Below are 26,240 nucleotides of genomic sequence, written 5' to 3' on the forward strand. Positions count from 1 at the left end.
ACACAAAAAACCCCGCACAGAGGCGGGGTTTTTTGTACTGCGGTGAACAAATCAGCCAAGAAGCTTGATCATTACACCCGCAGCAACCGCAGAGCCAATAACGCCGGCCACGTTCGGACCCATGGCGTGCATCAACAGGAAGTTCTGCGGGTTGGCTTCCAGGCCCACTTTGTTGGAGACCCGCGCTGCCATCGGCACCGCAGATACGCCGGCAGAACCGATCAGCGGGTTGATCTGCTCTTTGCTCAGCTTGTTCATCAGCTTCGCCATCAGAACACCCGAGGCAGTACCCACACCGAAGGCCACGATACCCAGGCCCAGGATACCCAGGGTCTGGGCGTCCAGGAACTTGTCTGCCATCAGTTTGGAACCAACGGACAGGCCAAGGAAAATGGTCACGATGTTAATCAGCGCGTTCTGGGCCGTGTCGCTCAAACGCTCGACCACGCCACATTCACGCATCAGGTTACCAAAGGTGAACATACCCAGCAGCGGCGCTGCATCCGGAAGGAACAGAACGACCGCAATCAGAACCACCAGCGGGAAAATGATCTTTTCCTGCTTGCTGACAGGGCGCAGCTGCGTCATCTTGATCTTGCGCTCTTCAGCGGAGGTCAGCGCTTTCATGATCGGCGGCTGGATCATCGGCACCAGTGCCATGTAAGCGTAGGCAGAGACCGCAATGGCACCCAGCAGGTGCGGGGCCAGAACACTGGAGACATAGATGGAAGTCGGGCCATCTGCACCACCAATGATACCGATAGCGGCGGCTTCCAGAATGTTGAACTCCAGAACACCGGTCCAGTCCAGCAGCGCAGCACCAATTACAGTACCGAAGATACCGAACTGGGCAGCGGCACCCAGCAGCAGGGTCTTGGGGTTAGCCAGCAACGGACCGAAGTCGGTCATCGCGCCCACACCCATGAAGATCAACAGCGGGCCAACCGTACTGCCAATGATCACGGAGTAGAAGTTATAGAGCATGCCATTGCCGTAACCGAAATCCTGGGCCAGGGAGTTGGCCATCGCCATTTCAGAGTAGCTGGCCTCTTTTACGGCCACCTTGAAGGCGTCTTTCAGCTCTGGCGTTACCGCCTGCCCGACCTGGTAGGCCACATCCAGAGGTGCGGCCAGAGCAGCCAGAATCTGGGTTGACTCTTCCTTCAGGGCAAAATGGATGGCATTTTCCGCCGCAGTCAGGGCAAGGCCTGCCTCCGGAATATTCGCCAGGATGCCGCCGAACCCGATGGGTACCAGAAGCAACGGCTCAAATTTCTTGTTTATCGCAAGATAGAGAAGCAAGAGGCCGATGGCGATCATGATCACCTGGCCGATCTCGATGTTGAACAGGCCACTACCTGTCCAGAGTGTCATTAATTTATCCATGGAATGCTGGCCCTTATGCGATTGTCAGCATTTCGTCATCAGGGGAGACGGCATCACCGACCTTGATGAAGACTTCGCCGATTGTGCCGGCTTTTGGCGCGCGAACCTCGGTTTCCATTTTCATGGCCTCGAGGATAATCATCACATCGCCCTCTTCCACGGTGTCACCCGGAGAAACCAGGACCTTGAAGATGTTGCCGCCCAGCGGTGCAACCACAGGCTCGCCTTCACCCGCTGCGGGTGCCGGAGCCGAGGAAGCAGCCGGTGCGGAAGCGGCACCGCCCTCGCCCTGGATCTGGCTGATCTCGCCACCTTCGGAAACGGCAACCACAAACTTCTTGCCATTCACTTCAACGGTGTAGGTCTCGGGGCCTTCAGATTTCGCGGCCGGAGCAGCGCTTTCAGCGGTCGGAACCGGCTCGAACGCATCCGGGTTGTCACGGTTTTCCAGGAACTTCAGGCCGATCTGCGGGAACAGCGCGTAGGTGAGAACGTCGTCTTCAACGTTGTCAGCCAGCTTAATGCCCTTCTCGTCGGCCAGCTTCTTGAGTTCGTCAGTCAGCTTGTCCATTTCCGGCTCAAGCAGGTCCGCCGGACGACAGGTCACAGGCTCTTTGCCATCCAGAACACGCTCCTGCAGCTCCTTGTTCATCGGCGCCGGTGCAGCACCGTACTCGCCTTTCAGAATCGCAGAGGTTTCTTTGGAGATGGACTTGTAGCGCTCGCCGGTCAGAACGTTCAGTACCGCCTGGGTACCGACGATCTGGGAAGTCGGGGTTACCAGCGGGATAAAGCCCAGGTCTTCGCGAACCTTGGGAATCTCGTCCAGAACCTGGTCGAACTTGTCACTGGCGTTCTGCTCACGCAGCTGGTTTTCCATGTTGGTGAGCATGCCACCCGGTACCTGGGCAATCAGGATGCGGGAATCGGTGCCACGCAGGCTGCCTTCGAATTTCGCGTACTTCTTGCGCACCTGGCGGAAGTAGCTGGCGATTTCTTCAAGCAGGTTGAGGTCCAGGCCGGTGTCACGGTCAGTGCCCTCCAGGATCGCAACCACGGCTTCTGTGGGCGAGTGACCGTAGGTCATGCTCATGGAGGAGATGGCCGTATCCACGTTATCGATACCGGCTTCCGCAGCCTTGATGGCGGTAGCGGTCGACATGCCGGTGGTGGCGTGACACTGCATGTGGATCGGAATATCCAGCTCTTTCTTCAGACGGCTGACCAGATCATAGGCCACGTACGGCTTGAGGATACCGGCCATGTCCTTGATCGCAATGGAGTCCGCACCCATGTCGGCAACTTCTTTCGCCAGCTCTACCCACATCTCGATGGTGTGCACCGGGCTGGTGGTGTAGGCAATGGTGCCCTGGGCATGCTTGCCGGTCTTGCGTACGGCCTTAATGGCACGATCCAGGTTACGGGGATCGTTCATCGCATCGAAAATACGGAATACGTCAACGCCATTTTCAGCGGCACGCTCACAGAAACGGTCCACCACATCATCCGCATAATGACGATAGCCCAGCAGGTTCTGACCGCGCAGCAGCATCTGCTGCTGGGTGTTGGGCATGGCTTTTTTCAGCTCGCGGATGCGCTCCCAGGGATCTTCGCCCAGGTAGCGAATGCAGGAATCAAAGGTAGCGCCACCCCAGGATTCCAGGGACCAGAAACCTACCTTGTCGAGTTTCTCGGCAATTGGCAGCATGTCATCCAGCCGCATACGGGTGGCAAGCAGGGACTGGTGGGCGTCACGCAGGATAACGTCCGTAATCCCCAGCGGTTTCTTTGTGTCAGTCATCGTGTCAGCCTTCTGTTTAAAGGTTCTAGTCTTTTACCGGTTCACTTCTTGTGGCGGGACCGGAATTGTGCAATCGCCTTCTTGATGGCCTCGGCGGTGTCAGGGTCAACCGACGCGGGCGCCTTCGGCTTGGCACGTGGCGTTTTGGCCGGGGTTGCCGGCTCTGGCGGCGCAAACCGTCCTATGAGCTTGGACATGAGGAGTGTCGCGAACACCAGAATAATGAGGAACACGAATACAAACCCCATTCCGGCAATCATCAGATCGACGGCTTGTGACATCAGGTCATTCATATCGAACAGCTACCTGTATTGATTTATATTTCTCCCGATCTGTGCCCGGACTGACCAGTTAGACTAAGGTCTAACACGCTTCCGCGACAATTCGGGGGGCAAAATCCTGCGTAATTTACCGTTTTCAGGGTGCCCGGGCAACCTGAATGCAAAAATCTATACGGGGTTTCCGAGCGTCGCGGCCCGAAAAGACACGCATTTATACAGACGAAGCAATTCTCATTCAGGCATATCGAACGCGTATTTTCCGCCCCTTGACCTTGCCACTTTCGAGCCTGGCCAATGCCTTAGCTGCAAGCGACTTCTCTACCGCGACAAAACACTGATGATCAAACAGATCAATCTTGCCGACAGCTTTGCCAGGCAGGCCTGCTTCGCCCGTCAGGGCACCCAGGACATCGCCAGGACGGACCTTGTCTTTGCGACCACCGGCAATGCACAGGGTCTTCATGGCGGGCACGACAGGTTTCAGCGGCGTCGCCAGGAGTTTCTCTGTGTCTCCCCATGTCACGCTGCGGCCTCTTTCGGACTCAATGCGGGTAATCTTGTGCCCCTGGGCCGGCGTGCAGAAGGTAACGGCATGACCCTGCTCCCCCGCCCGGCCGGTGCGCCCGATCCGATGGGTATGAACTTCGGGATCCCGCGCGGGCTCGGCGTTGATAACCAGGGGCAGAGACTTTATGTCGAGGCCACGGGCAGCCACGTCGGTGGCAACCAGGATGGAGCAGCTCTGATTGCCAAAGCGCACGAGCACGCTGTCTCGATCCCGTTGCTCCAGATCGCCATGCAAAGGCAGCGCAGAGAAACCCCGCTCACCGAGTTCCGCCGCCATGTCGTCGCACTGCTGTTTGGTGGTGCAGAAAACGATGCAGGACTCGGGCTGACGCTCGGAAAGCAGCGCTACGATGGCATCCGATTTGGACTGTGGCGACACTTCGTAGAACAGCTCTTCAATGTCCGGGTTGTCACCGGTGTCCTCGGCCCGAACGTCTACCGGGCTTTTCTGGTACTGCTTGCTCAATTCACGGATGGGCGCCGGCCAGGTCGCCGAAAACATCATGGTCTGGCGTGATGGCGGAGTCTGGGACAGGATGTCTTCCATCGCTTCCTGAAACCCCATATCCAGCATTCGGTCCGCCTCATCAAGCACCACGGTTTTAAGCCGCACCAGCGAGAGGGTCTGCTTTCGCTGGTGGTCCTGAATCCTGCCCGGGGTACCCACAACAATGTGAGCGCCATGGCTCAGGGACCCGATCTGGGGGCCGATGGCAACACCACCACACAGAGTCAGCACCTTGATATTGTCCCGGGCCCTCGCCAGCTCACGGATAGCTTTGGCGACCTGGTCTGCCAGCTCACGGGTCGGGCACAGCACGAGCGCCTGAACCGCGAACAGACGGGGATTGAGCCGCTCAACCAGGCTGATGCCAAACGCCGCCGTTTTTCCGCTACCGGTTTTGGCCATGGCAATGATGTCTTTTCCCGCCAGCCCCGGGGCAATGGCCTTCGCCTGAATCTCCGTGGGTTGGGCAAACCCCAGCTGGTTAAGGTTCGAGCACATGGCGGTAGACAGGCCAAAGTCGTTAAAAGAAGACATAGAAGAAAATCCCGGATTCAGCGGAAGCTGGTTATGAAGGCAATAATGAGGGCGTATACTAGGCCGAAATGATACCAGAATATGCAACGAAAGAACGGAGTTACTGATGGCATCCCTGCAGGATCAATTGCTGAAGGCCGGCCTTGCCGACGAGAAAAAAGCCAAGGCCATTCGCAGCGAAAAACGGAAGAAAAGAAAGCAGCAACCCAAGGGGGCTGTGGAAGTTAACGAGGCCGAGATCCGTGCACGTCAGGCCCGTGAGGAAAAAGCAGAGCGGGATCGCCAACTCAACCTGGAGCGCCAGCGCGCTGCCGAAAAGAAAGCCATCCAGGCCCAGATCCGGCAATTGGTAGAAACCAACCGGCTGGACCGAAGCCGCGGCGAAACCTCCTATCAGTTTGTTCATGACAAAAAGATCAAGAAGCTCTTCGTAGACGACACTATGGTCGATCAGCTATCCCGCGGCCGCCTGGCAATTGTTTTCGTGAACGATAACTACGAGATTGTGGCGGAAGGTGTTGCCCGAAAAATCATGGAGCGGGATGAGAGCGCCGTGGTGGTACTTCATGATCGCAAACAGGACGATGCAGGCGAGGATGATCCTTACGCAGGCTACGAAATCCCTGATGATCTGATGTGGTAACGCACTACTCAACCGCAGATACACCCTTTTGGTACTACATGCACCCGGGAAATACATAGGTACTACTCATAACCCCAAAACTTCTGACTTGGCCTATACTTTAGTTATATCCATAGAACGAAGGGGATTAACCATGAGAGTGAAAAAATCATTGAGCTTGATAGCTGGCGCCACGTTACTGGCGTCTTTGGCCAGTATGCCGGTTGCCGCCCAATCGGACGACCAGGTTTTCGGACGGGAACTGATGACCCAGCAAGAGCTGCAACAGCACCGGGAAACCATGCGCAACCTGAACACCGACGCCGAGCGTGCGAAGTACCGCCAGCTCCACCATGAACGGATGATGGAACGAGCCAGAGAGCGTGGCGTTGAGCTCAGGAACGGCATGGGACAGGGTTCCGGACAAGGCATGGGTAAAGGCCAGGGCATGGGCCAGAAGAACGGGCAAGGCATGGGCCAGGGTATGGGCCAGCAAAATGGGCAAGGCGCCGGGGGTGGCGGTAACGGCAAGAATCAGCAGTATAAGATGAAAGGATCAAACAGCCAGTAGTCGGACATTGCTGTTCCGGGCCACAAAAAAGCGGGGCTGATTGTCAGCCCCGCTTTTTATTTGCGCCTTTTACCTCGAGATTATTCAGGCATTGCGTAGACGCTTACGCGCCCACAAGCCGCCCATCGCCATCAGCACCAGGCCCGGCAGAACCGGATCGAACGGAGCACCTGGTTTGCCTGCGGTGCAACCAAAGATGGTACCGCCGCCACTACTGGACGCTGCAGTGGGCTCTCCAGGCTCGGGTTCAACCGGAGTATCTGGAATCATCGGATCATCAACTGCACCATTCAGACCGGTAACCCTGAACGTGAAGCTACAAGTCGTACTCACACCATCACCAGTACAGGTTGGCCAATTGGCAGCCGCGCCCACTGAAATTGTGGGGTTGATATTGACGTTGGCGAGATCTTCAATCGGGCCTTGAACATAACCGGCAACGCGTTCATATGCCGCTTCATCAGCCAGAATCGTCGCGTTTACAGCCTCAAGAGTTTCGAACGAGCCGTCTGCCAACTCATACAACCCATCCTCACCCTCATCAGACCTCCATGTAGCGTAGAGGGAGCCGTCTGAAGTATTGAGCACTTTCGGAGGTTGATTAGCCCACTCGGCGAAGGCATCAATGGCTACAGCCTCGCCATCGATCAGGACTTTGAAACCCTCGCCCGTATTGTTGTAATCGGCAACATACAGGCCAGCAGCAGAAGACTGATTCAATGAAATTGCATCAGGTACAGTATCTTGGGCATCCCCCTCACCCAAGGTATCCACAATTGGCCCTACATCATCGGCTACGCTCGGGTCGAAGTTAATGCTGTTGGGATCCCATCGATCAGCGAGAGTATCTACCGTATTGTCGCCATCGGCATCTACCTCAACTGTCGTACTAAAGACTTTTTCATAAGTCTGCCAATCCGGCGCGGAAGCCGTTCCGGCGTTATAAGCCAGAAGGATCGAGTCGTTGGCCGGATTACCGTCGTGATCAATAAACCATCCCGTGGGCGTTTCGCTCAGCGTCCGCCAATCACCAAACAAAGAACTGTACTGCGTGGCAATGGTGCCATTGGTTTCAAGCACATCTCCATCGGCAGCCGTTCCTACCGATTCCGTGAAAGGCGCAACTTCGGTACTGAAGAACGGAAGGCCTTCCACTTTACTTCCGCCAAAAAGACCACCGGGGTATTTGCCAACCGGCCCGATGCTAAGCTTGTCATTACCAGCGAAACCAAAGCCGAGGCCATCACCAACAGATGAACGCATAAACTCGCTTCCAACCCCAAAACCGAGCTCGAAACGGATCGCATTCAAATCACCGCCAACCGAATTGGAGGCGTCGGTAAGATTGGAAAACTTGCCAATCACCCGGTAGAGACTTACAGAATCATCGGCTGACACGTCGACAACGATGTCGATGGGACCATTGGTTTCGGTTGTTTTGAGCTTGAAACGCTTTCCGGAATCAGGCGGGGCTGTACAGTTGTCGCCGGGGGCACGATCGGGCTGGGCCATCAGGCAACCGGCAAAATCGTATGTCTGCTGGGCGGTGAACGGCTCGTTATAGACCTTGATCCCCAACCCTACATTGCCAAAATCGTTAACCGGATCGAGCCACCCAAAGCTGGCAGTTCCCTCTGTATCGGTATACACCAGGGTTTTACCTTCAACCGGTGGAACCGCAAGGTTTTCTTCGTTCACTCCCTCCATCGTTGCCGCAACAGCCACACACGGCAGGCCAATCATGGAACAAAACACGGCGCTAGCAAGTCGATTTCTCGCAAAATCATTTTTTGTAGTAGTCATAATGCTTTCCCTAATGCAGTTCAGAAAATCCAAAACATAGAGCAGTTCAAGATTACCGTTCATTCACAATCGTAAAGCACAAAAACTGATAAGCAAATGCTTTTTAGTTACAACTAGTAGAACAATCTAGCACGAACAGTTCTCATGCTTTTGCCAGAAGCGCAAAGGTGCAACATCGCGATCGGCCGTATACTCAGGCATGAGACCCCCACCAACAGGAGTCTCATGACAATTACCTGTGAAAGAAAACTCCATAACACCACTCGCAGTTGCAGCCAGTCGTCCCTGTCTAGCCACCAAATCGATAGGTGTGACTTTTTGTCGCACCCTCAAAGCCGAGCAGACCTCAATACCAATCAGGCAGTGTTCACCCTCGAGTCCTTGTAGGCTCACTGCTTAATGATTTTTTATTTCGGCGAATGACTGCATTTCCGTATCAAATAAACTCGTCCAGAAACTATCTGTTACGGTATGCCTCTGGATTCTTTTGATAAAAGCGGCCTTAATAGCTGCAAATAAAAGATTCCAAATTTCCTAGGTGTATCAATTTCGTTTGCTGCCTCGCGCTGAAAATGAGGCAAAGCACTCTTTGATGCTGCCCTCAAGCAAGTAAGGACAACCATGACAGTCTCGAGCTTCTTCACCAACATGACCATCCGGACCAGATTAGCTGGCGGCTTTGCGGTTCTCTTGTTGCTGACCATCGTAGTGGGATTGGTAGGTGATCGGGCCCTGGAGAGCTATGGCCAACGTTCGAACATTGTTGCCATGCTCGGGCAGGTAAACACCAACCTGACCGAAGCCCGGGTTGAGGAGAAGAACTTCTTGCTGACCGGTGAGGCGCAGGCTGTTGCCCGAACTCAGGCCCAGGGCGACCGGGTTCTGGAGCTGACCAATGAGATCAAGCCGCTGCTCGCAGTCGCCAAGGATATTGAAACCTTGGGCCAGATCCAGGCAGACGTAAAACAATACCAGCGGCTCATGGGCGAGGTTGAAACCAACATTGGTGAACGGGAGGCAGCGCTCGAGCGCCTTGAAACCAGTGCCCGCATCTTCGGATCTTCTTTGAAGGCCCACAGCTCTCTGTTCTTCGCTTCAGCCATTTTCGAGGATATGCGTCGCTCTGAACGCAAGTTCCTGATCGAACATGATGACGCCAGCGTCAAGGCTTATCTCGATGATGCGAAAAGAGTCCAGGGCCCGCTGAAATCAGCGGCGATCACGACCGAGGAAAAAGACCAGATCAATGCTGCGCTGAAGACCTATGTCAATGAATTTCAAACGGTCGTGGATCTCACCAACTCCGGAAAACAGCTGTCGGATGATATGGTCAGCACAGCTCGCAGTGCCATCGAATCGGCAAATAACCTTCGGGCACTTCAGACTGAGAAAATGGAGGCTGATCGTGAGCAGGCTTCCTGGTTGATCTTCGGCGCGACCGGTATCGCCCTTATTCTTGGCATCCTGATGGCCCTACTCATTACCCGCGCCATCGTCTCCCCCGTTAACCAGGCAGTGAATATCGCCTCCGAGGTGGCTTCCGGCAACCTGACCGTGGATATCAAGGCCAGCGGCACCAACGAGATCGGACGACTGATGGCTGCCCTGGCTTCCATGGTGACCAGCCTCCGGGAATTGGTAAGAAGTATTGAGTCGGGGGCGTCCAATATTGCAGCCTCGGCAGAAGAACTCTCAACTGTTACCAGCCAGACCAGCGATGGCATCAATCGTCAGAAGCAGGAAACCGATCAGGTTGCTACCGCCATGAACGAAATGACCGCAACCGTTGGTGAGATCGCCCGCAGCGCCGAACAGGCCTTTTCCGTGGCCGCCGATGCGGCCAGCCAGGCCAGCGACGGTGAGCGGGAAGTCCGCGCGACCGTAGATCAGGTCAACAATCTGGCACGGGAAGTCAGCCAGAGCATGGAGACCATCCAGGGACTCCAGAAAGAAACCGCGAACATCGGCACCGTTCTGGATGTGATCAAATCCGTCGCCGAGCAGACCAACCTGCTGGCGCTGAATGCCGCTATCGAGGCAGCCCGGGCTGGTGAGCAGGGTCGCGGCTTTGCCGTGGTGGCCGACGAGGTGCGCTCTCTCGCACAGCGGACACAATCATCGGCCCAGGAAATCGAGACTCTGGTAACGTCACTTCAGAACAGCGCCGGTGACTCGGTGTCCGCGATGGAGTCCAGCACCACCATGGCCTCGAACACCCTTGAACGTGCCACGGCAACCGGAGCGACCATTGAGCGCATTGCCCGTGCTGTGGAGGAGATCAAACAGTACAACAGTCAGATTGCCACAGCCTCCGAACAACAGACCTCGGTGGCCGAGGAAATCAACCAGAACATTACCAGCATTCGGGATGTTACGGATCAGTCCGCCGCCTCATCGAACCAGACCGCCAGCTCCAGCAGCGAACTGGCCAGACTCGGCAGCGATTTGCAGAATCTGGTCGCGCGATTCCGGCTGTAGGTTCCTGATAATAAAAAAGGGGCACGCTCACCTCGCCCCCCTGGTTTTCTTGCACTTGGCAGTGGCCAGCAAACTAGAGGGAATACTCCTCGTGTAGGCCTGGCATGATGACCTCCGTGTTACTCAACTGCGCAGCAAACGACTCCATCGTATCTTGCTCGCCGTGGACCAGGAACGTTCGAGCCGGACTCCCGGTTCGACGGTGCCAGGCCAAGAGCTCATCGCGGTCGGCGTGGGCGGAAAATCCTCCAATGGTATGGATGTTGGCTCGTACCGGAATCTCCTCGCCAAACAATCGAATCTCTTTGGCGCCATCCACGATGAGCCTCGCCAACGTGCCCCTGGCGGCAAAGCCCACGAACACGATACTGGAGTCCTTGCGCCACAAGTGATGTTTGAGGTGGTGACGAACCCTGCCACCCGTGCACATCCCGGAACCTGCCATTATGACGGCCCCACCTCCCAGCCGATTCAGAGCCATCGACTCGGACGTCTGACGCACGAAGTGGAGGCCGGGAAAATCAAAAGGATCGTGTCCTTCACTGAACAGTTCGCAGGCGTCTTTGTCATAGCACTCCGGGTGACGTCGAAAGATCTCTGTCGCAGAGATTGCCATCGGGGAATCCAGGAACACCTGAATTGATCCAGAGAGGCTTCCAGCCTTGATACCCTCCCGAAGGTAATAAAGAATCTCCTGGGCTCGTTCCAGGGCAAAGGTAGGGATGATGACATTTCCGCCAGCTGCGAACGTGCTGTTGATTGCCTCATAGAGCTCTTCAACGGATGGCTTCAGCGACTTGTGCAGACGATCGCCGTAGGTTGTTTCCATCACGACCACATCCACATCTGAAGGAGGATTCGGATCCCGCAGTATAGCGCGCCCCTGGTAGCCCAAGTCCCCGGAAAACAACACCCGCCTCTTTCTTCCTTCCTCTTCAAGTTCCAGCAAAACAGATGCGGAACCCAGAATATGCCCGGCATCAGAAAAAGTCGCCTGAACGCCCTTTCCCAGGGCTATAGCCTCCCCATACGTCGCTGTGCGCCCAAAATGATCGAGGCTGTTGAGCGCATCAAGCGTTGTGTATAGCGGGCCAGTCAGCTCTTCTTTGTTGTGCCCGTGTCGAGCATGTCTTCGGGCCTGTCTCTCAGCCTCTTCTTCCTGAAGCCCTGCCGCATCCAGCATAACCAGCTTGGCCAACTCTCTGCTTGCAGCGGTGGTGATGATTTCGCCCCGAAAACCTCGATTCACCAGAAGCGGTATTCGACCGCAATGATCGAGGTGGGCGTGAGTGAGCAAAAGGTAATCTATATCAGCCGGATCAAAACCAAGCGGCGCCCGATTTTCTTCATTCAGTTCGTGCCCTCCCTGGTAAAGGCCGCAATCGATCAATATCTTCTGGCCGCCGCATTGGACCAGATGACATGATCCGGTTACGCCCAGATCGGCTCCGTGAAATGAAATTTCCATCAGCCTGTTTCCCTTAATTGTTGTTAGGCAGCGGGCTGCCGCTGGCCCGATGCCAGTGTCGGATTCCGTCCCATATTTCCTCAGCGGTTTCGGCATACCAGAACAGTTCACGATCCTCTTCGTCGATCACACCCTCAGCGACAAGGAAATCGATATTCACTGCCTGGCGCCAAAACGATTCACCCACCAGAACGATCGGTAACGGCGCAATGGTCCGGGTCTGCACGAGTGTCAGCGTTTCGAACAGCTCATCCAGCGTGCCATAGCCCCCTGGAAAGGCAACGAGTGCTTTTGCCCGCTTCAGAAAGTGGAGTTTACGCATGGCAAAATAGTGAAAACGGAAACACAGGTCCGGGGTAATGTAGGGATTGGGAAACTGCTCATGGGGCAACGTAATATTTAGACCGACAGATTTGGCCCCTAGGTCAAAAGCGCCCCGATTTGCCGCCTCCATGATACCCGGCCCACCGCCCGTAACCATCGTCACGCGAGAATCCTCGGGGCCCTCCCCGCATTCCGCGACCAGCCTTCCCAATCTCCTCGCTTCCTCGTAGTAACGGCTTTTCGATTCAATCGCCTTTGCCACTTGCAGACGACACCGGAGGTCCTCGTTTTCAGGGCTGCCTGCCGATGCCTTCTCGAGAGCTGCAACTTTACGGCGTGCCGCCTCGGGTTGATGCAGGCGAGTGCTACCAAACACTACGATGGTGTGCTCGATTCCATGCTTCTTCAGCAACAGTTCGGGTTTCAGGTAGTCAATCTGCAGGCGAACACCACGGGTGTCTTCCTCGTTGAGAAACTCAACATCGCGATCCGCCTGACGATAACCCGGGCTCGCAATCAGTGCCTGAACCCGCTCGAGTGCTTCCGGGTCGTCCTCCGCCGCTTTTGGCGTTTGCCAGGGCAAAGGCTCCTTTCGTTCGACTCGATGAACGGGGGGCGGTACGGACTTGTGAGGATCCCAATCTTTGGACATAAATCCAGTCAGCCAATCAGGGACTCATTGAGTCAATGCCCGCTCAAATGGCCTCTCAAGACGCACACGCCGAGAGGTTGATGGGCAAGGAGGTTTTACTAAATAAAGTAGTCAGGCGAGGTTATGCTGTCCATGGGTCAGCAGGAGATGCAAATAAAAAACCCCGCACTAGGCGGGGTTCTTTATTTGATATGGCGCGGCTGGGAGGATTATTCGGGCCTTTGGCCCTCACCCCTTCGGGGTCGCCGTCGCGTGGCTCCGGCGTTCCTCAACCCACTGCGTGGGTTTCGATCGAACCTCTTATCGGTTCAAATCCTCCCAGCTATACAAAGCAAAACGCCTCAGCCTGTGAGGTTCACAAACTGAGGCGTCTTGATCTTAATATGGCGCGGCTGGGAGGATTCGAACCTCCGACCGCCTGGTTCGTAGCCAGGTACTCTATCCAGCTGAGCTACAGCCGCTTAAAACTTGTGGCAGGTTGATCGATGGCGCGGCTGGGAGGATTCGAACCTCCGACCGCCTGGTTCGTAGCCAGGTACTCTATCCAGCTGAGCTACAGCCGCACATTGATCACTTGCTGTGGTTGAGTGCTACTTCAACCTGTCTCGCTCTCCCAAAAGGGAAATGGCGGAGAGGGAGGGATTCGAACCCTCGGTACGATTGCTCGTACGGTTCCTTAGCAGGGAACTGGTTTCAGCCACTCACCCACCTCTCCTTGAGAACGGGGCGTATACTACCATAATTTTTCTGTTTTCATAGGGTTGACACGAGATTTTTCGGGCCCGTTTCCCCACATCATCAAAAAAGCCGTTCAGGTTTCCCTTGAACGGCTTTCTGTCTCTCAGCTGTTGCCGGGCTCGGGCTCTTCAGAGCCTTTTTCCGACTGAATCCGCTGGTAGATTTCCTCACGGTGTACCGCAACTTCTTTCGGGGCATTGACGCCAATGCGCACCTGATTGCCTTTCACTCCCAGGACGGTGACGGTGATATCGTCGCCGACCATCAGAGTTTCGCCCACGCGGCGAGTCAAAATCAACATATCCCTTACTCCCTATCCAGAGCTACCTGTTCCGATAAATGGTTTTTTGATCTATTTATTGCTTTTATAGTGGGATCACTTACTGACCTGTAGACGCACATTCCCTTATACGGTGCACGTTTGTCATAGGCTCAGTATATGATGCCTTTTTTCGGAGGCCCCGCAGACCGACCTTTTATCTGCGGTTTTCAGGCCTCTTCCGATACCGCGGGCTTGTCCAGCTCAAATGCACTGTGAAGCGCGCGAACCGCAAGCTCAAGGTATTTCTCGTCGATCACCACGGAAATCTTGATTTCTGATGTGGAGATCATCTGGATATTGATTCCCTCGTTGGACAGCGCCTCAAACATCTGAGTTGCCACACCAGCGTGAGAACGCATACCGACACCCACGATACTGACTTTGGCAATCTTGCTGTCGCCGGCCACTTCACGAGCACCCAGTTCGTCAGCAACACGCTGAAGCACTTCTTTCGCACGCTTGAAATCATTGCGATGGACGGTGAACGTGAAGGCTGTGCGGTTATCCTCACCCACGTTCTGCACGATCATATCCACTTCGATATTGGCGTCACTCACCGGCTTCAGAATACGCAGCGCGCTGCCCGGGGTGTCCGGTACGCCGGCAATGGTCAGTTTGGCTTCATCACGGTTAAAAGCGATGCCGGAAACAACCGGTTGTTCCATGGCGTTTTCATCCTCAAGAGTAATCAGGGTGCCCTCGCCTTCCTGGAAGCTGGAAAGAACCCTTAATGGAACGTTGTATTTACCTGCAAATTCTACCGAGCGGATCTGGAGCACTTTCGAACCCAGACTCGCCATTTCAAGCATTTCCTCGAACGTAATCCGTTCAAGCCTGCGCGCAGTGTCGACAACCCTTGGGTCGGTTGTGTAGACACCGTCAACGTCAGTGTAGATCTGGCATTCGTCTGCCCTGAGCGCTGCCGCCAGAGCCACCGCTGTGGTATCGGAGCCGCCACGCCCGAGCGTAGTGATGTTTCCACTCTCGTCTATGCCCTGGAATCCGGCAACCACAACCACTCGACCAGCATCCAGATCTTCGCGCATGCGCTGCTCATCGATCTGTTTGATCCGCGCCTTGGTATGGCTGCTGTCGGTCAGGATGCGCACCTGAGAACCGGTGTAGGACCGTGCTTCACAACCGAGCTTCTGCAGCGCCATGGACAGGAGCGCAATGGTTACCTGCTCACCAGTGGATACCAGCACATCCATCTCACGCGGTGTCGGCTCCTCCATGATGTTGTTGGCCAGGGCGATCAGCCGGTTGGTTTCACCGCTCATGGCGGAAACCACGACAACAACATCATGACCTTCCTTCCGAAAACGGCTCACCTTCTCGGCTACCGCTTCAATACGCTCGGTTGTTCCAACCGATGTGCCACCAAATTTCTGAACCAACAGAGCCATTATTTTCCCAATATCCGAAACGGGGACTCACAGCGGAGTGACACTCCGCCACTTAGAAGAAACGGGCGGGATTATAAACCCCAGCCCGCCGACAAAAACAGTTGCTTAAGCGATATTTTTCTCGACCCAGCCGGCAACACCCGCCAGGGCATCCTCCAGCTTGGATGGATCGTTGCCACCACCCTGAGCCATGTCGGGTCGCCCCCCGCCCTTGCCATCGACCTGGGCGGCCAGATGCTTCATGAGGTCCCCGGCCTTGATCCGGCCCGTGGCCGATTTTGTAACACCGGCAACCAGAGTCACCTTGCCATCTTCCACGCTGGCCAGAACCACAACGCCCTCGCCCAGCTTGTTCTTCAGCTGATCGGCCGTTTCCATCAGGGCCTTGCGGTCAGCACCTTCCAACTCGGAAGCCACCACCTTGAGCCCGCCGACGTCGACAGCGGTGCTGGCCAGATCGGTACCGGCCGAGGAAGCAAGTTTTGCCTTCAGCGCGTCCACTTCCTTCTCAAGCTGACGGTTGCGGTCAATCGTCTGCTGGACCTTTTCAATGACCGACTCGCGGGAGCCTTTCACCAGACGGGCCGCCTCGCGAAGGGTACGCTCGGTGCCGTCGATCCAGTCCAGCGCGCCCATGCCGGTAACGGCTTCGATACGACGGACGCCGGATGATATGCCACTTTCAGAGGTAATACGGAAAAGACCAATGTCCCCGGTACGGGAAACGTGCGTACCACCACACAGTTCAACGGAGTAATTGTCGGTACCCATGCTGAGTACCCGAACCACATCACCGTACTTTTCCCCGAACAGCGCCATGGCACCCTTTTCCTGGGCCTTTTCCATGTCGGTAATTTCGGTCTGGACCGGGCTGTTTTCCAGGATCTGCTCGTTCACCTGGCGCTCAATCTCGCGAAGCTGCTCCGGAGTAACGGCCTCGAAATGGGAGAAATCGAAACGCAGTTTATCCGGGTCCACCAGTGAACCTTTCTGGCTAACGTGCTCACCCAGTACCTTGCGAAGGGCCGCGTGCAGTAGGTGCGTAGCGGAGTGGTTACGCTTGGTTCGCTCGCGACGGGCGTGATCAATCCGCGCATCGACTTCCAGCCCCGGAAACAGCTCGCCCTCGATCAGGGTGCCAAGGTGCAGGTGGTTATCCCCTTCCTTTCGGGTGTCCGTTACCTTGAACCGGCCGCCGCTCCAGGTCAGCAGACCAGTATCGCCGACCTGGCCACCAGACTCGGCATAGAACGGCGTGCGCTCGAGCACCACAACGGCCTCATCACCGGCTTCGGCGGTCTTTTCCTCGCCGTTCACGATGACTGCACGGATTTTCTCGTGGCCGTCAATGTGCTCGTAACCGGTGAACTCGGTCTTGCCCTCAAGCTGCAGGCCCGCGGCGTTGTAGTCGATCCCGAATTTGCTGGCTGCCCGGGCGCGCTCGCGCTGACCTTCCATCGCCTTCTCATAACCTTCGTAATCCAGCGTCAGGCCTCGTTCGCGAGCGATGTCGTTGGTCAGGTCGACCGGGAAACCATAGGTGTCATAAAGCGTGAAGATTGTCTCACCCGGAATCTCGGTACCCTTGAGTTCGGCAATGTCCTGCTCAAGCAGACGCAAACCCTTGTCCAACGTCTTGGCAAACTGCTCCTCTTCCTGCAGCAGAACCTTTTCAATCTGTTTGCGGCTGCTGACCAGCTGCGGGAAGGCCTCGCCCATCAGCTCGCATAGTGCACCGGTGAGTTTGTAGAAAAACGGCCCCGTTGCACCCAGCTTGTTGCCATGGCGTGCCGCGCGGCGAATGATACGGCGCAGCACAAAACCGCGCCCCTCATTTGAGGGCATGACGCCGTCCGCGATCAGGAAGGCGCAGGAACGGATGTGGTCCGCGACCACACGCAAAGATGCTTCCGTGGTTGCGGCACCGCCCAGAATCTGTGAGGCAGCTGCCAGCAAATCCTGGAACAGATCAATTTCATAGTTGCTGTGAACACCCTGCAGAACCGCCGTGATGCGCTCCAGACCCATGCCAGTGTCAACAGACGGCTTGGGCAGCTTCAACATCTCACCGTCAGCGGTGCGGTTGTACTGCATGAACACCACGTTCCAGATTTCGATGTAGCGGTCACCGTCCTCTTCCGGTGATCCGGGGGGACCACCAGCGACATCCGGGCCGTGATCGTAAAAGATTTCGGTGCAGGGACCGCAGGGACCGGTGTCCCCCATCTGCCAGAAGTTGTCTGAAGCGTAACGGCCGCCTTTGTTATCGCCGATACGGACGATACGGTCTGCCGGCACGCCGATTTCCTTGTTCCAGATGTCGAAGGCTTCGTCGTCTTCCGCGTAAACGGTAACCCAGAGTTTCTCCTGGGGCAGGTTCAGCCAGTTCTCGCCTGTCAGGAATGTCCAGGCGTAGTTGATGGCTTCCCGCTTGAAGTAATCACCGAAGCTGAAGTTGCCCAGCATCTCGAAGAAGGTGTGGTGACGGGCGGTGTAACCGACGTTTTCGAGGTCGTTGTGCTTGCCGCCAGCGCGGACACATTTCTGGGACGAGGTTGCCCGGGTGTAGTCGCGCTCTTCACGACCCAGGAACAGGTCCTTGAACTGGTTCATTCCCGCATTCGTAAACAACAATGTGGGGTCGTCCGCAGGTACCAGCGAACTACTTGGAACAATGGTGTGACCTTGCTGCTTGAAATAATCGAGGAATGCCTGTCGCAACTCTGCGGTTTTCATAGCCCTTTGATACCTTTCCAGAAACCCGACGGAAATGCCGCCCGGTCCGCGATTGAATACGGATACTTACATGCTTGTGCAAATCCGCTACTCTAGCACACGCCGAGAACAGGAAAAACGTGAAACATCACAGGAGATTCCATGCCCCGACGCTTCCATGACGCCGAGGAACTATTCCCACCAGCCACCGCCCTCAAACGTGCCCTTGCCATTATTTACGACGGTTTGATCAGCATTGCCGTGCTGCTTGTCGCTACCTGGGGATACACCATGGTGGCCGGCTGGATCACCGGCTGGGACAGGTACGAACAGATGGCCGAGGCAGGCCAGCTTTCCGGGGACCCGGGGCTGACGTTCACGTTGTTCCTCATCCTTTACCTGTTCTTTGCCTATTTCTGGACGCGCATTGGCCAGACCCTGGGGATGCAGGTCTGGCGGATTCGCATTGAAAACATTGATGGTACTTCGGTGAGCTGGAGCAAGGCGCTCAGGCGTTACGTGACGGCGGCGGCTGTGATCTTCCTGACACTTCTGGGAAGCTACTACCTCGGAGCTGCCACCCTGTTTCTGGGCATCCCGGCTATTGTTGCGCTGTTCTATCCGATCAATGGTCTGTCCATTACCGACCGCCTCTCTGACAGCGTGGTTGTATCCATACCCAAAGAAGCGACCAAAAAGTAATGGTTTAGCCGGTGGGATAGCAGGGCTGGTCAACCAGCCCGACGCATCAGGATGCCACCAGCCACGGCGCTTACCGCGATGGGCACCAGCACCGCAAGCATTGGATTGAACCCGTATACAAGGCTCATTGGCCCAAGAAAATCCTGCATATATTTGAACAGAAGCCCCACCAACAGCCCGGTAAAAACCCGGAACCCCATGGTGACCGAGCGCAATGGCCCAAAGATGAAGGATATTGCCACCAGCACCATGACCGCCGTTCCCAGAGGCATGAGCGCCTTCTTCCAGAACGCCAGCCAATAGCGGGAGGCGTTCAGGCTTTGCTCGCCAAGATAGGTGGCGTATGTGTAGAGTCCGGTCATCGAAAGATTCTCGGGCTTCACGATCAACACGCTGAGAACGCCGGGCGAGAGGCCGGTTTCCCAGCGCAGGGTCCGGTCGTCAACCCGTACTGTCCGATCATCCTCGAAGCTCGTGGTGCGAACATTCTCCAGCAACCAGTGGTCGCCCTGATAAATCGCTCTCTCCGCAAAACTTGCGGCCAGCAGCTGCCGATCATCATCAAACTGGAAACGCGACACCCCATGCAGGACGCCATTCGGTTGCACGGCATTGAGATGGATGTATGAATCCCCTTCCTTATGCCAGACCCCCGAAGCCGACGCCACGTTGCTACCGGCGCCCAATGCCACTGCCTTGTAACTCTGGGCCACGCGCTCGGCAGGCGGAGCCAGATATTCGCCTATCAATACACCCATAACCACGATAACCAGCGCCGGCTTCATCGCGGACCAGACAATACGTTTGAGCGATACGCCGGCAGCCCGTACAACCGTCAACTCCGAGGAACTGGCCATAGAACCCAGGCCCACCAGGCAACCCATGAAGGCACCCAGCGGCAGATAATCGTAGATTCGTCTTGGCAGGGTCAGAAAGACATACCAGAGTGCGTCCAGGATCTGGTAGTTGTTGCGGATGTCATCCAGTTCGGCGATGAACGCAAAAATGAGATCAAGGGACAACACCACCATCATCACGAGGAACATCGCGCCGCCAACCGAGCGCATTACATACCCGTCAATTTTGCGCACGAGCACCCCCATCCCGAATCAGGCGCCGGCGGTACAACCACGCTGGGCCGAACTGAAGCCATAGCCCGAAGCCGAGGAACAACGCGTGGACCCAGAGCATGCCCAGCCATTCCGGGACCTTGCCGGCCGCCAGCCAGTCCCGGGCTACAATGAGTAGGCCCAGATAAGTAATGTAGACAAGCATTGCCGGTAACAGATGAAAGAACCGGCCCTGGCGCGGATTCACGCGGCTCAGCCTCACTGCCAGCAACGTTACGATTGGCACGATGAGCGGCAGCGAAAATCGCCAGTGCAGCAACGCACGATCTTCCAGGCGGTCTGACTGCATCAGGCTCCAGGTACTGGCGCCCTCTTCCCGCTGCTTGGTGCCAGCCTCGCCGCCCTCGATCTTCAGACCGTAGGCTTCGAAATCGATCACATTGTAATTCAACTGGCCCGCGGCGCCCTCAAAGCGACCACCGTTTTCCAGAATGAGAAAACGGCTGCCGGTTTCCGGATCGATCAGCTGGGAGCCGGAATCTGCGGTTATGATCGTCAGGCCACGCCCGTCCGGTGCGTACTCGGCGATAAAAACGCCCTGCAACTGGCGTTTATCTTCACTCAAAGCCTCGGTGTAGGTCACCCGTCCGCCAGAGGAAAAATCCTGGAAGCGCCCGGGCGCAAGCATTTCAAACTCGGTTGCCTTTCGTTGTTCGTTCAGAATTTCCTGAACCTGATTCATTCCCCAGGGCGACACGTAAAGACTCATGGCACCGACAATGATCATCACTGGCAGACTGCCCAGAAGCGTTTTTCCCAACAGTGCCTTGTCACTCACCCCACAGGCGGACAGGACCGTCATTTCGCTTTCGAGATACATACGCCCATAGGCGAGCAGGATGCCGATGAAAAGCCCGAGGGGCAGAATCAGCTCAAGAAAACCCGGAAACCGGAAGGCCATGATCTCCAGCAGCACACCGGCCGAAATGCTGCCCTGGGCCGCACTGTCGAGATATTTCAGGAAACGGCCGCTCATGAACACCAGCAGCAGGATGCCCGAAACGGCAACCATGCTGATCATGATCTGGCGTATGAGGTAACGGAAAATGATGCTCAAATCGGTCTCTCTGGCGGTATCCGCTGAAACGTGGAGGTCGCTGGGAACTGCGCGTATTCTATGTAACCTTGGTGCCGAATGACAGAGTAGCGGTATTACACCGGCATGAAGGCACAGACAGGCACGGAAGCGGCGCCAATTGCTTGATAATTTCCCCGCAAGCCCCAATGCTAGACTAGATCACAATCAAGAACGATTCCCGCCGCCGGCGGGAGCCTCGTGAACAATCAACAGGAGTTGCCATGAATTTCAGCCTGAGCAGTAAAGCCATCGCCAGCACCAAAGCAGACTGTCTCGTAGTTGGCTTGCCTGAGAAAGGCACCTGGCCCGATTCGACGAATCAGGCCGATGAGGCTCTGGGCGGGATGATCAAGACACTCCAGAAGGCCGGTGACCTTTCCGGCAAGAATGCCACGACGCTGACCATTCCCCTGACCGATCAGCCCTGGACTCGCCTGCTTGTGGTTGGCACTGGCAAGGATGAAGATCGCAGCCCCGCCAACTACCGTAAAGCGTTGATCGCGATGATGACCGCGCTCAAGGACGGTCCGTCCAAAAGCGTCGCCATCGCCCTCGCAGATACCCCTGTAACCGGCGAAGAAGCTGTGAGTTCTGAAGCAGCCCGTCTCAGCCTGATTGGCCGGACCCTTGAAGATCAGCTTTACACCTTCAGCGACTTCAAGAGCGAAAAACCCGCCGCCCGGAAGCTCAACAAAGCTATTGTGCATGCCTCCAGTGCCGGCAAGGCCCTCAAGGATTCCTTCAACCTCGGCCTGGCCACCGGCCGTGGTATGAATCTCACCCGGGATCTGGGCAATACCCCGCCCAACATCTGCCACCCGGAGTGGCTGGCCCAACAAGCCAAGAAGCTGGCCAAGGATTACGACTGCATCAAGACCGAAGTGCTTGACGAGAAGCAGATGGAAAAGATGGGCATGAACACCATCCTGGCCGTGGGCAAAGGCAGCACCCAACCCCCGCGACTGATCGTAATGGAATACCGGGGTGGCAACGCGAAAGACAAGCCCCACGTACTTGTCGGCAAAGGCATCACTTTTGACACCGGCGGTATCAGCCTCAAGCCCGGCGAAGGCATGGACGAAATGAAGTACGACATGGGTGGCTCCGCCAGTGTCTTTGGTGCCATGAAAGTCCTGGCTGAAACCCAACCCAAGATCAACGTAGTGGCTGTGATTGCCGCCGCGGAAAACATGCCGGACGGTGGCGCGTCCCGCCCGGGCGATATCGTGACCACCCTGTCAGGCATGACTGTCGAAATCCTGAATACCGACGCCGAAGGCCGCTTGGTGCTGTGCGATGCCCTCACCTACGTGAAAAAGTTCGACCCGGCCGCCGTCATCGATCTGGCAACCCTGACCGGTGCCTGCATCATCGCACTTGGCAATCACGCCACTGGTCTGCTTGCCAACAACGACGAGCTGGCCAACGAACTGCTCGCCGCAGGCGAGCGTGCCGGTGATCGCGCCTGGCGCCTGCCGCTCTGGGACGAGTACCAGAGCCAGCTCGACAGCAACTTTGCCGACATGGCCAACATCGGTGGCCGCCCTGCCGGGACCATAACAGCGGCCTGTTTCCTTTCCCGCTTTGCCAAGGACTATCGCTGGGCGCACCTGGACATCGCCGGCACCGCCTGGCACTCCGGCAAAGCCAAGGGCTCATCCGGTCGCCCGGTGCCCATGCTGGTCGACTACCTGATGTCCCATGCTGGAAAGTAAGCCCTCCAGCTCTTCGGAGACCGGCAGCCCAGCTGCCGGCCACTCCGGACAGGAAGACCGGAACCAGCGCTACTGGTTTCACATCCTTGCCCAGAACACGCCCGCCGCCCGCAATCTCCACGCTGCAAAACTCGTGGACAAAGCCTGGCAGCAGGGCGACCGCGTGTGCGTCGTGTGCGATACCATGCAACACGCAGAAGAGCTGGACGACCTGCTCTGGAACTTCAGCCCGGACGCATTCATCCCCCATAGCGTTGTTCCGGACTCTGCCACAACCTGCTCCGACCCCGTTGGCATTCTGCTTTGCCCGCCGGCGCCAGAGGATTGGGACACCGTGATCATTCTCTCCGCAACCTTGCCGGCGGATGCCGACCGGTTCAAGCGACTGGCCCTGGTTGCCCATAACGACCCAAATGTTCTTAATCAGGCGCGGTCACACTTCAAGCAATTGCGGGCACTGGGGATTGAACCTCGGGTGCATGATCAGAGGAAGCGTTAGGTTCGCCGCAAACAGGGCGACCATGTATAATCGTGCGTCTCAATTTTCCCTTGTGAATCAACCAACGGTCACTGCAGAACCCCATGGAAAAAACCTACCAGCCAGAAAACATCGAGCGCCAGTGGTACGAAAACTGGGAATCCAAAGGGTACTTCCGCCCCAGCGGTGAAGGCCAGTCCTACAGCATCGCGATCCCGCCGCCCAACGTAACCGGCAGCCTGCACATGGGCCACGCGTTCCAGCACACCATCATGGACACCCTCACCCGCTTCAAGCGTATGCAGGGCCGTAACGCACTGTGGACGGTTGGTACCGACCACGCCGGCATTGCCACCCAGATGGTGGTTGAGCGCAAACTCGCTGCGGAAGAAGACAAGACCCGCCACGATCTGGGCCGGGAAGAATTCATCAAGCGCATCTGGGACTGGAAAGAGCACTCCGGGGGCACCATCACCCGCCAGATCCGCCGCCTTGGCAATTCCGTGGACTGGGACAACGAACGCTTCACCATGGACGACGGCTTCTACAAAGCCGTTCAGGAAGTGTTTATCCGCCTGTACGACGAGGGACTTGTCTATCGCGGCAAGCGGTTGGTGAACTGGGACCCGAAACTGCACACCGCCATCTCCGATCTGGAAGTGGAAAACAAGGAAGAAAAGGGCTTTTTCTGGCACCTGCGTTACCCGCTGGCTGACGGCACGCAAACCCAGGATGGCAAGGATTACCTGATCGTAGCCACTACCCGGCCGGAAACCATGCTCGGTGACACGGCCGTGGCCGTGCATCCGGAAGACGAGCGTTATCAGCACCTGATTGGCAAGCACGTGATGCTGCCGCTGGTGAACCGCCGTATCCCCATCGTTGCCGACCATCACGCCGATCCGGAGAAAGGCTCCGGTTGCGTGAAGATCACGCCGGCCCACGATTTCAACGACTATGCCGTGGGCAAGCGCAACAACCTGCCGATGATTAACGTCATGACTCAAGACGCCAACATCCGGGACGTGGCCGAGGTGTTCAATGCCGACGGCACCGAAAACACCGAACTCGACGGCACCATGCCGGGCGCCTACGCTGGCCTGACCCGCGAAGCGGCGCGCAAGCAAATCGTTGCCGATATGGAAGCCGAGGGGCTGGTCGAGAACATCGAGGATCACGTACTCAGCGTTCCACGCGGTGACCGGTCGGGCCTGATTATCGAGCCCATGCTCACCGACCAGTGGTTTGCCGATGCCAAGACCCTGGCCAAGCCGGCCATTGAAGCGGTGGAAGACGGTCGTATCCAGTTCGTACCCAAGCAGTACGAGAACATGTACTTCGCCTGGATGCGCGATATCCAGGATTGGTGCATCTCGCGCCAGCTCTGGTGGGGCCACCGCATTCCGGCCTGGTACGACGCCGACGGCAATATCTACGTAGGCCGCAGCGAAGATGAAGTGCGCCAGAAGCACGATCTGGACACCAATGTCGCCCTCGAGCAGGATGAAGACGTTCTTGATACGTGGTTCAGCTCTGCCCTGTGGACGTTCGGCACCCTGGGCTGGCCAGAGATCACCGAGCGCCTGAAAACCTTCCATCCGACCGACGTCCTGGTCACCGGCTTCGACATCATCTTCTTCTGGGTAGCCCGGATGATCATGATGACCATGCACTTCATGAAGAACGAAGACGGCAGCCCCCAGGTACCCTTCCATACCGTCTATGTCACCGGCCTTATCCGTGATGAGCACGGCGACAAGATGTCCAAGTCCAAGGGTAACGTGATCGACCCGCTGGACATGATCGACGGCATCAGCCTGGATGACCTGCTGGAGAAACGAACCGGCAACCTGATGCAGCCCAAGCTGGCCGAGAAAATCGGCAAGCGCACCAAAAAGGAATTCCCGGAGGGCATCACCGCCCACGGCACCGATGCCCTGCGCTTCACCCTTGCCGCCATGGCAACGACCGGCCGCGACATCAACTGGGATATGAAGCGCCTGGAAGGCTACCGCAACTTCTGTAACAAGCTCTGGAACGCAGCCCGCTACGTGTTGATGAACACCGAAGGCGAAGACTGTGGTGTGAATGACGAGCCCGTGGAACTGTCTCTGGCCGACCGCTGGATCATCAGCGAGCTGCAGAGCTGCGAGCAGGACGTGATCCGTCACCTGGACCAGTACCGCTTCGATCTGGCGGCCTACGCTCTCTATGAGTTCATCTGGAACGAATACTGCGACTGGTATCTGGAACTGTCCAAGCCTGTGCTCAGTGATGAAGACGCCAGTGCCGAAGCCAAACGTGGCACCCGTCGCACCCTGGTGCGCGTACTGGAATCCGTTCTGCGCCTGGCGCACCCGATGATGCCGTTTATCACCGAGGAAATCTGGCAGCGGATTGCCCCCCTGGCCGGCAAGACCGGCGACAGCATCATGCTGCAGGCCTACCCGCAACCGGATGCCACCAAGCAGGATTCAGCAGTTACCGCTGATATTGAATGGCTCAAGGGCGTGATCGTTGCCGTGCGGAACATCCGGGGCGAAATGAACATCTCGCCGGCGAAGAAGATCCCGGTATTGCTGCGTGGCAAAGACGCCGAGGATCAGCGCCGCATGAATGACAATCGCCAGTTCCTGAGTTCCCTGGCCAAGCTGGAGAGCCTGGACTGGTTTGAGGGTGACAAAGCCCCCATGTCTGCCACCCAACTGGTGGGAGATATGGAAGTACTGGTTCCCATGGCCGGCCTGATTGACAAGGAAGCCGAACTCAAGCGTCTGGACAAGGAGCTGGAACGCCTGCAGAAAGAGATCGGTCGCCTGGAGGGTAAACTGGGTAACGAGAAGTTCACGGCCAAGGCTCCGGCCGAGGTGGTCGAGAAGGAACAGGAAAAACTCCGGGACGCCCAAAGCAGCCAGGCCCGCCTGAGCCAGCAAAGGGCCGATATCGAGGCCATGTAACCGG

General features: G+C 56.7%; 19 protein-coding genes, 3 tRNA genes and 1 other RNA gene. 7 read left to right on the forward strand and 16 right to left on the reverse strand.

Annotation, left to right across the window (positions count from 1 at the left end):
* Nucleotides 1-51 precede the first annotated feature (51 nt).
* From EDB94_RS17385 to dbpA, 4 genes are all read right to left on the reverse strand, one after another.
* Nucleotides 52-1,386 (reverse strand): sodium ion-translocating decarboxylase subunit beta, encoded by a 1,335-nt coding sequence (locus EDB94_RS17385; protein WP_053114931.1) that lies wholly within the window; start codon nucleotides 1,384-1,386, stop codon nucleotides 52-54.
* 13 nt (nucleotides 1,387-1,399) lie between these two features.
* Nucleotides 1,400-3,187: a sodium-extruding oxaloacetate decarboxylase subunit alpha gene (gene oadA, locus EDB94_RS17390; protein ID WP_108019064.1), complete on the reverse strand. Its 1,788-nt coding sequence runs from the start codon at nucleotides 3,185-3,187 to the stop codon at nucleotides 1,400-1,402.
* A 41-nt stretch (nucleotides 3,188-3,228) separates the two neighbouring features.
* Nucleotides 3,229-3,480, reverse strand: a complete 252-nt coding sequence (locus EDB94_RS17395) for an OadG family protein (protein WP_008172126.1) — start codon at nucleotides 3,478-3,480, stop codon at nucleotides 3,229-3,231.
* 223 nt (nucleotides 3,481-3,703) lie between these two features.
* Nucleotides 3,704-5,077: an ATP-dependent RNA helicase DbpA gene (gene dbpA / locus EDB94_RS17400; protein ID WP_108019065.1), complete on the reverse strand. Its 1,374-nt coding sequence runs from the start codon at nucleotides 5,075-5,077 to the stop codon at nucleotides 3,704-3,706.
* 106 nt (nucleotides 5,078-5,183) lie between these two features.
* Between dbpA and EDB94_RS17405 the strand changes: the two genes are divergently transcribed.
* Nucleotides 5,184-5,720: a DUF2058 domain-containing protein gene (locus tag EDB94_RS17405; RefSeq protein ID WP_014576759.1), complete on the forward strand. Its 537-nt coding sequence runs from the start codon at nucleotides 5,184-5,186 to the stop codon at nucleotides 5,718-5,720.
* A 133-nt stretch (nucleotides 5,721-5,853) separates the two neighbouring features.
* On the forward strand, nucleotides 5,854-6,270 hold the full coding sequence (locus EDB94_RS17410) for a hypothetical protein (RefSeq protein WP_146162220.1): 417 nt from the start codon (nucleotides 5,854-5,856) through the stop codon (nucleotides 6,268-6,270).
* 84 nt (nucleotides 6,271-6,354) lie between these two features.
* On the opposite strand, the gene EDB94_RS17415 is transcribed toward EDB94_RS17410, so the two are convergent.
* The gene (locus EDB94_RS17415) at nucleotides 6,355-8,136 is read right to left on the reverse strand and encodes a choice-of-anchor F family protein (protein ID WP_123499297.1); all 1,782 of its coding nucleotides are present in this window, start codon (nucleotides 8,134-8,136) and stop codon (nucleotides 6,355-6,357) included.
* Between the two features lie 558 nt (nucleotides 8,137-8,694).
* Between EDB94_RS17415 and EDB94_RS17420 the strand changes: the two genes are divergently transcribed.
* Nucleotides 8,695-10,551: a methyl-accepting chemotaxis protein gene (locus EDB94_RS17420; protein WP_108019067.1), complete on the forward strand. Its 1,857-nt coding sequence runs from the start codon at nucleotides 8,695-8,697 to the stop codon at nucleotides 10,549-10,551.
* 73 nt (nucleotides 10,552-10,624) lie between these two features.
* Here the strand turns inward: EDB94_RS17420 and EDB94_RS17425 are convergent, their stop codons facing one another.
* The 9 genes from EDB94_RS17425 to alaS form a co-directional block, all read right to left on the reverse strand.
* Complete coding sequence (locus tag EDB94_RS17425) at nucleotides 10,625-12,019, reverse strand: MBL fold metallo-hydrolase RNA specificity domain-containing protein (protein ID WP_062784847.1); 1,395 nt, start codon at nucleotides 12,017-12,019, stop codon at nucleotides 10,625-10,627.
* Between the two features lie 13 nt (nucleotides 12,020-12,032).
* Complete coding sequence (locus EDB94_RS17430; RefSeq protein WP_181259065.1) at nucleotides 12,033-12,995, reverse strand: TIGR00730 family Rossman fold protein; 963 nt, start codon at nucleotides 12,993-12,995, stop codon at nucleotides 12,033-12,035.
* 192 nt (nucleotides 12,996-13,187) lie between these two features.
* Nucleotides 13,188-13,330, reverse strand: a non-coding RNA gene (locus EDB94_RS17435) — RtT sRNA.
* Between the two features lie 49 nt (nucleotides 13,331-13,379).
* Nucleotides 13,380-13,456: transfer RNA gene (locus EDB94_RS17440), tRNA-Arg, on the reverse strand.
* 25 nt (nucleotides 13,457-13,481) lie between these two features.
* Nucleotides 13,482-13,558: transfer RNA gene (locus tag EDB94_RS17445), tRNA-Arg, on the reverse strand.
* Nucleotides 13,559-13,620: 62 nt separating this feature from the next.
* Nucleotides 13,621-13,710: transfer RNA gene (locus tag EDB94_RS17450), tRNA-Ser, on the reverse strand.
* A gap of 126 nt (nucleotides 13,711-13,836) precedes the next feature.
* On the reverse strand, nucleotides 13,837-14,034 hold the full coding sequence (gene csrA / locus EDB94_RS17455; protein WP_008172808.1) for a carbon storage regulator CsrA: 198 nt from the start codon (nucleotides 14,032-14,034) through the stop codon (nucleotides 13,837-13,839).
* A gap of 188 nt (nucleotides 14,035-14,222) precedes the next feature.
* Nucleotides 14,223-15,461: an aspartate kinase gene (locus tag EDB94_RS17460; RefSeq protein ID WP_014576751.1), complete on the reverse strand. Its 1,239-nt coding sequence runs from the start codon at nucleotides 15,459-15,461 to the stop codon at nucleotides 14,223-14,225.
* A gap of 105 nt (nucleotides 15,462-15,566) precedes the next feature.
* A complete protein-coding gene (gene alaS / locus EDB94_RS17465) occupies nucleotides 15,567-18,197 on the reverse strand; it encodes an alanine--tRNA ligase (protein WP_014576750.1) in 2,631 nt (876 codons plus the stop codon).
* A 141-nt stretch (nucleotides 18,198-18,338) separates the two neighbouring features.
* Here alaS and EDB94_RS17470 point away from each other — a divergent pair, with 141 nt between their 5' ends.
* Nucleotides 18,339-18,878 carry an RDD family protein gene (locus tag EDB94_RS17470; protein ID WP_008172814.1) on the forward strand — a complete coding sequence of 180 codons (540 nt, stop codon included), beginning with the start codon at nucleotides 18,339-18,341 and terminating at the stop codon, nucleotides 18,876-18,878.
* Between the two features lie 29 nt (nucleotides 18,879-18,907).
* Here EDB94_RS17470 and lptG read toward each other — a convergent pair whose 3' ends face one another.
* Entirely contained in the window at nucleotides 18,908-19,969 is a 1,062-nt protein-coding gene (gene lptG, locus EDB94_RS17475) for an LPS export ABC transporter permease LptG (protein ID WP_108019104.1), read from the reverse strand.
* Nucleotides 19,956-21,065 (reverse strand): LPS export ABC transporter permease LptF, encoded by a 1,110-nt coding sequence (lptF, locus tag EDB94_RS17480; RefSeq protein WP_014576748.1) that lies wholly within the window; start codon nucleotides 21,063-21,065, stop codon nucleotides 19,956-19,958. Before lptF ends, lptG begins: the two co-directional genes overlap by 14 nt.
* 242 nt (nucleotides 21,066-21,307) lie before the next feature.
* Between lptF and EDB94_RS17485 the strand changes: the two genes are divergently transcribed.
* The 3 genes from EDB94_RS17485 to EDB94_RS17495 all read left to right on the forward strand — a co-directional run bounded on the left by EDB94_RS17485 (nucleotide 21,308) and on the right by EDB94_RS17495 (nucleotide 26,236).
* Entirely contained in the window at nucleotides 21,308-22,801 is a 1,494-nt protein-coding gene (locus tag EDB94_RS17485) for a leucyl aminopeptidase (protein WP_108019069.1), read from the forward strand.
* Nucleotides 22,788-23,300 (forward strand): DNA polymerase III subunit chi, encoded by a 513-nt coding sequence (locus EDB94_RS17490; protein WP_108019070.1) that lies wholly within the window; start codon nucleotides 22,788-22,790, stop codon nucleotides 23,298-23,300. Before EDB94_RS17485 ends, EDB94_RS17490 begins: the two co-directional genes overlap by 14 nt.
* 83 nt (nucleotides 23,301-23,383) lie before the next feature.
* Nucleotides 23,384-26,236 (forward strand): valine--tRNA ligase, encoded by a 2,853-nt coding sequence (locus EDB94_RS17495; protein ID WP_108019071.1) that lies wholly within the window; start codon nucleotides 23,384-23,386, stop codon nucleotides 26,234-26,236.
* Nucleotides 26,237-26,240: the final 4 nt, after the last annotated feature.

The sequence above is a fragment of the Marinobacter sp. 3-2 genome, assembly GCF_003751355.1.
Taxonomy (GTDB): domain Bacteria; phylum Pseudomonadota; class Gammaproteobacteria; order Pseudomonadales; family Oleiphilaceae; genus Marinobacter; species Marinobacter adhaerens.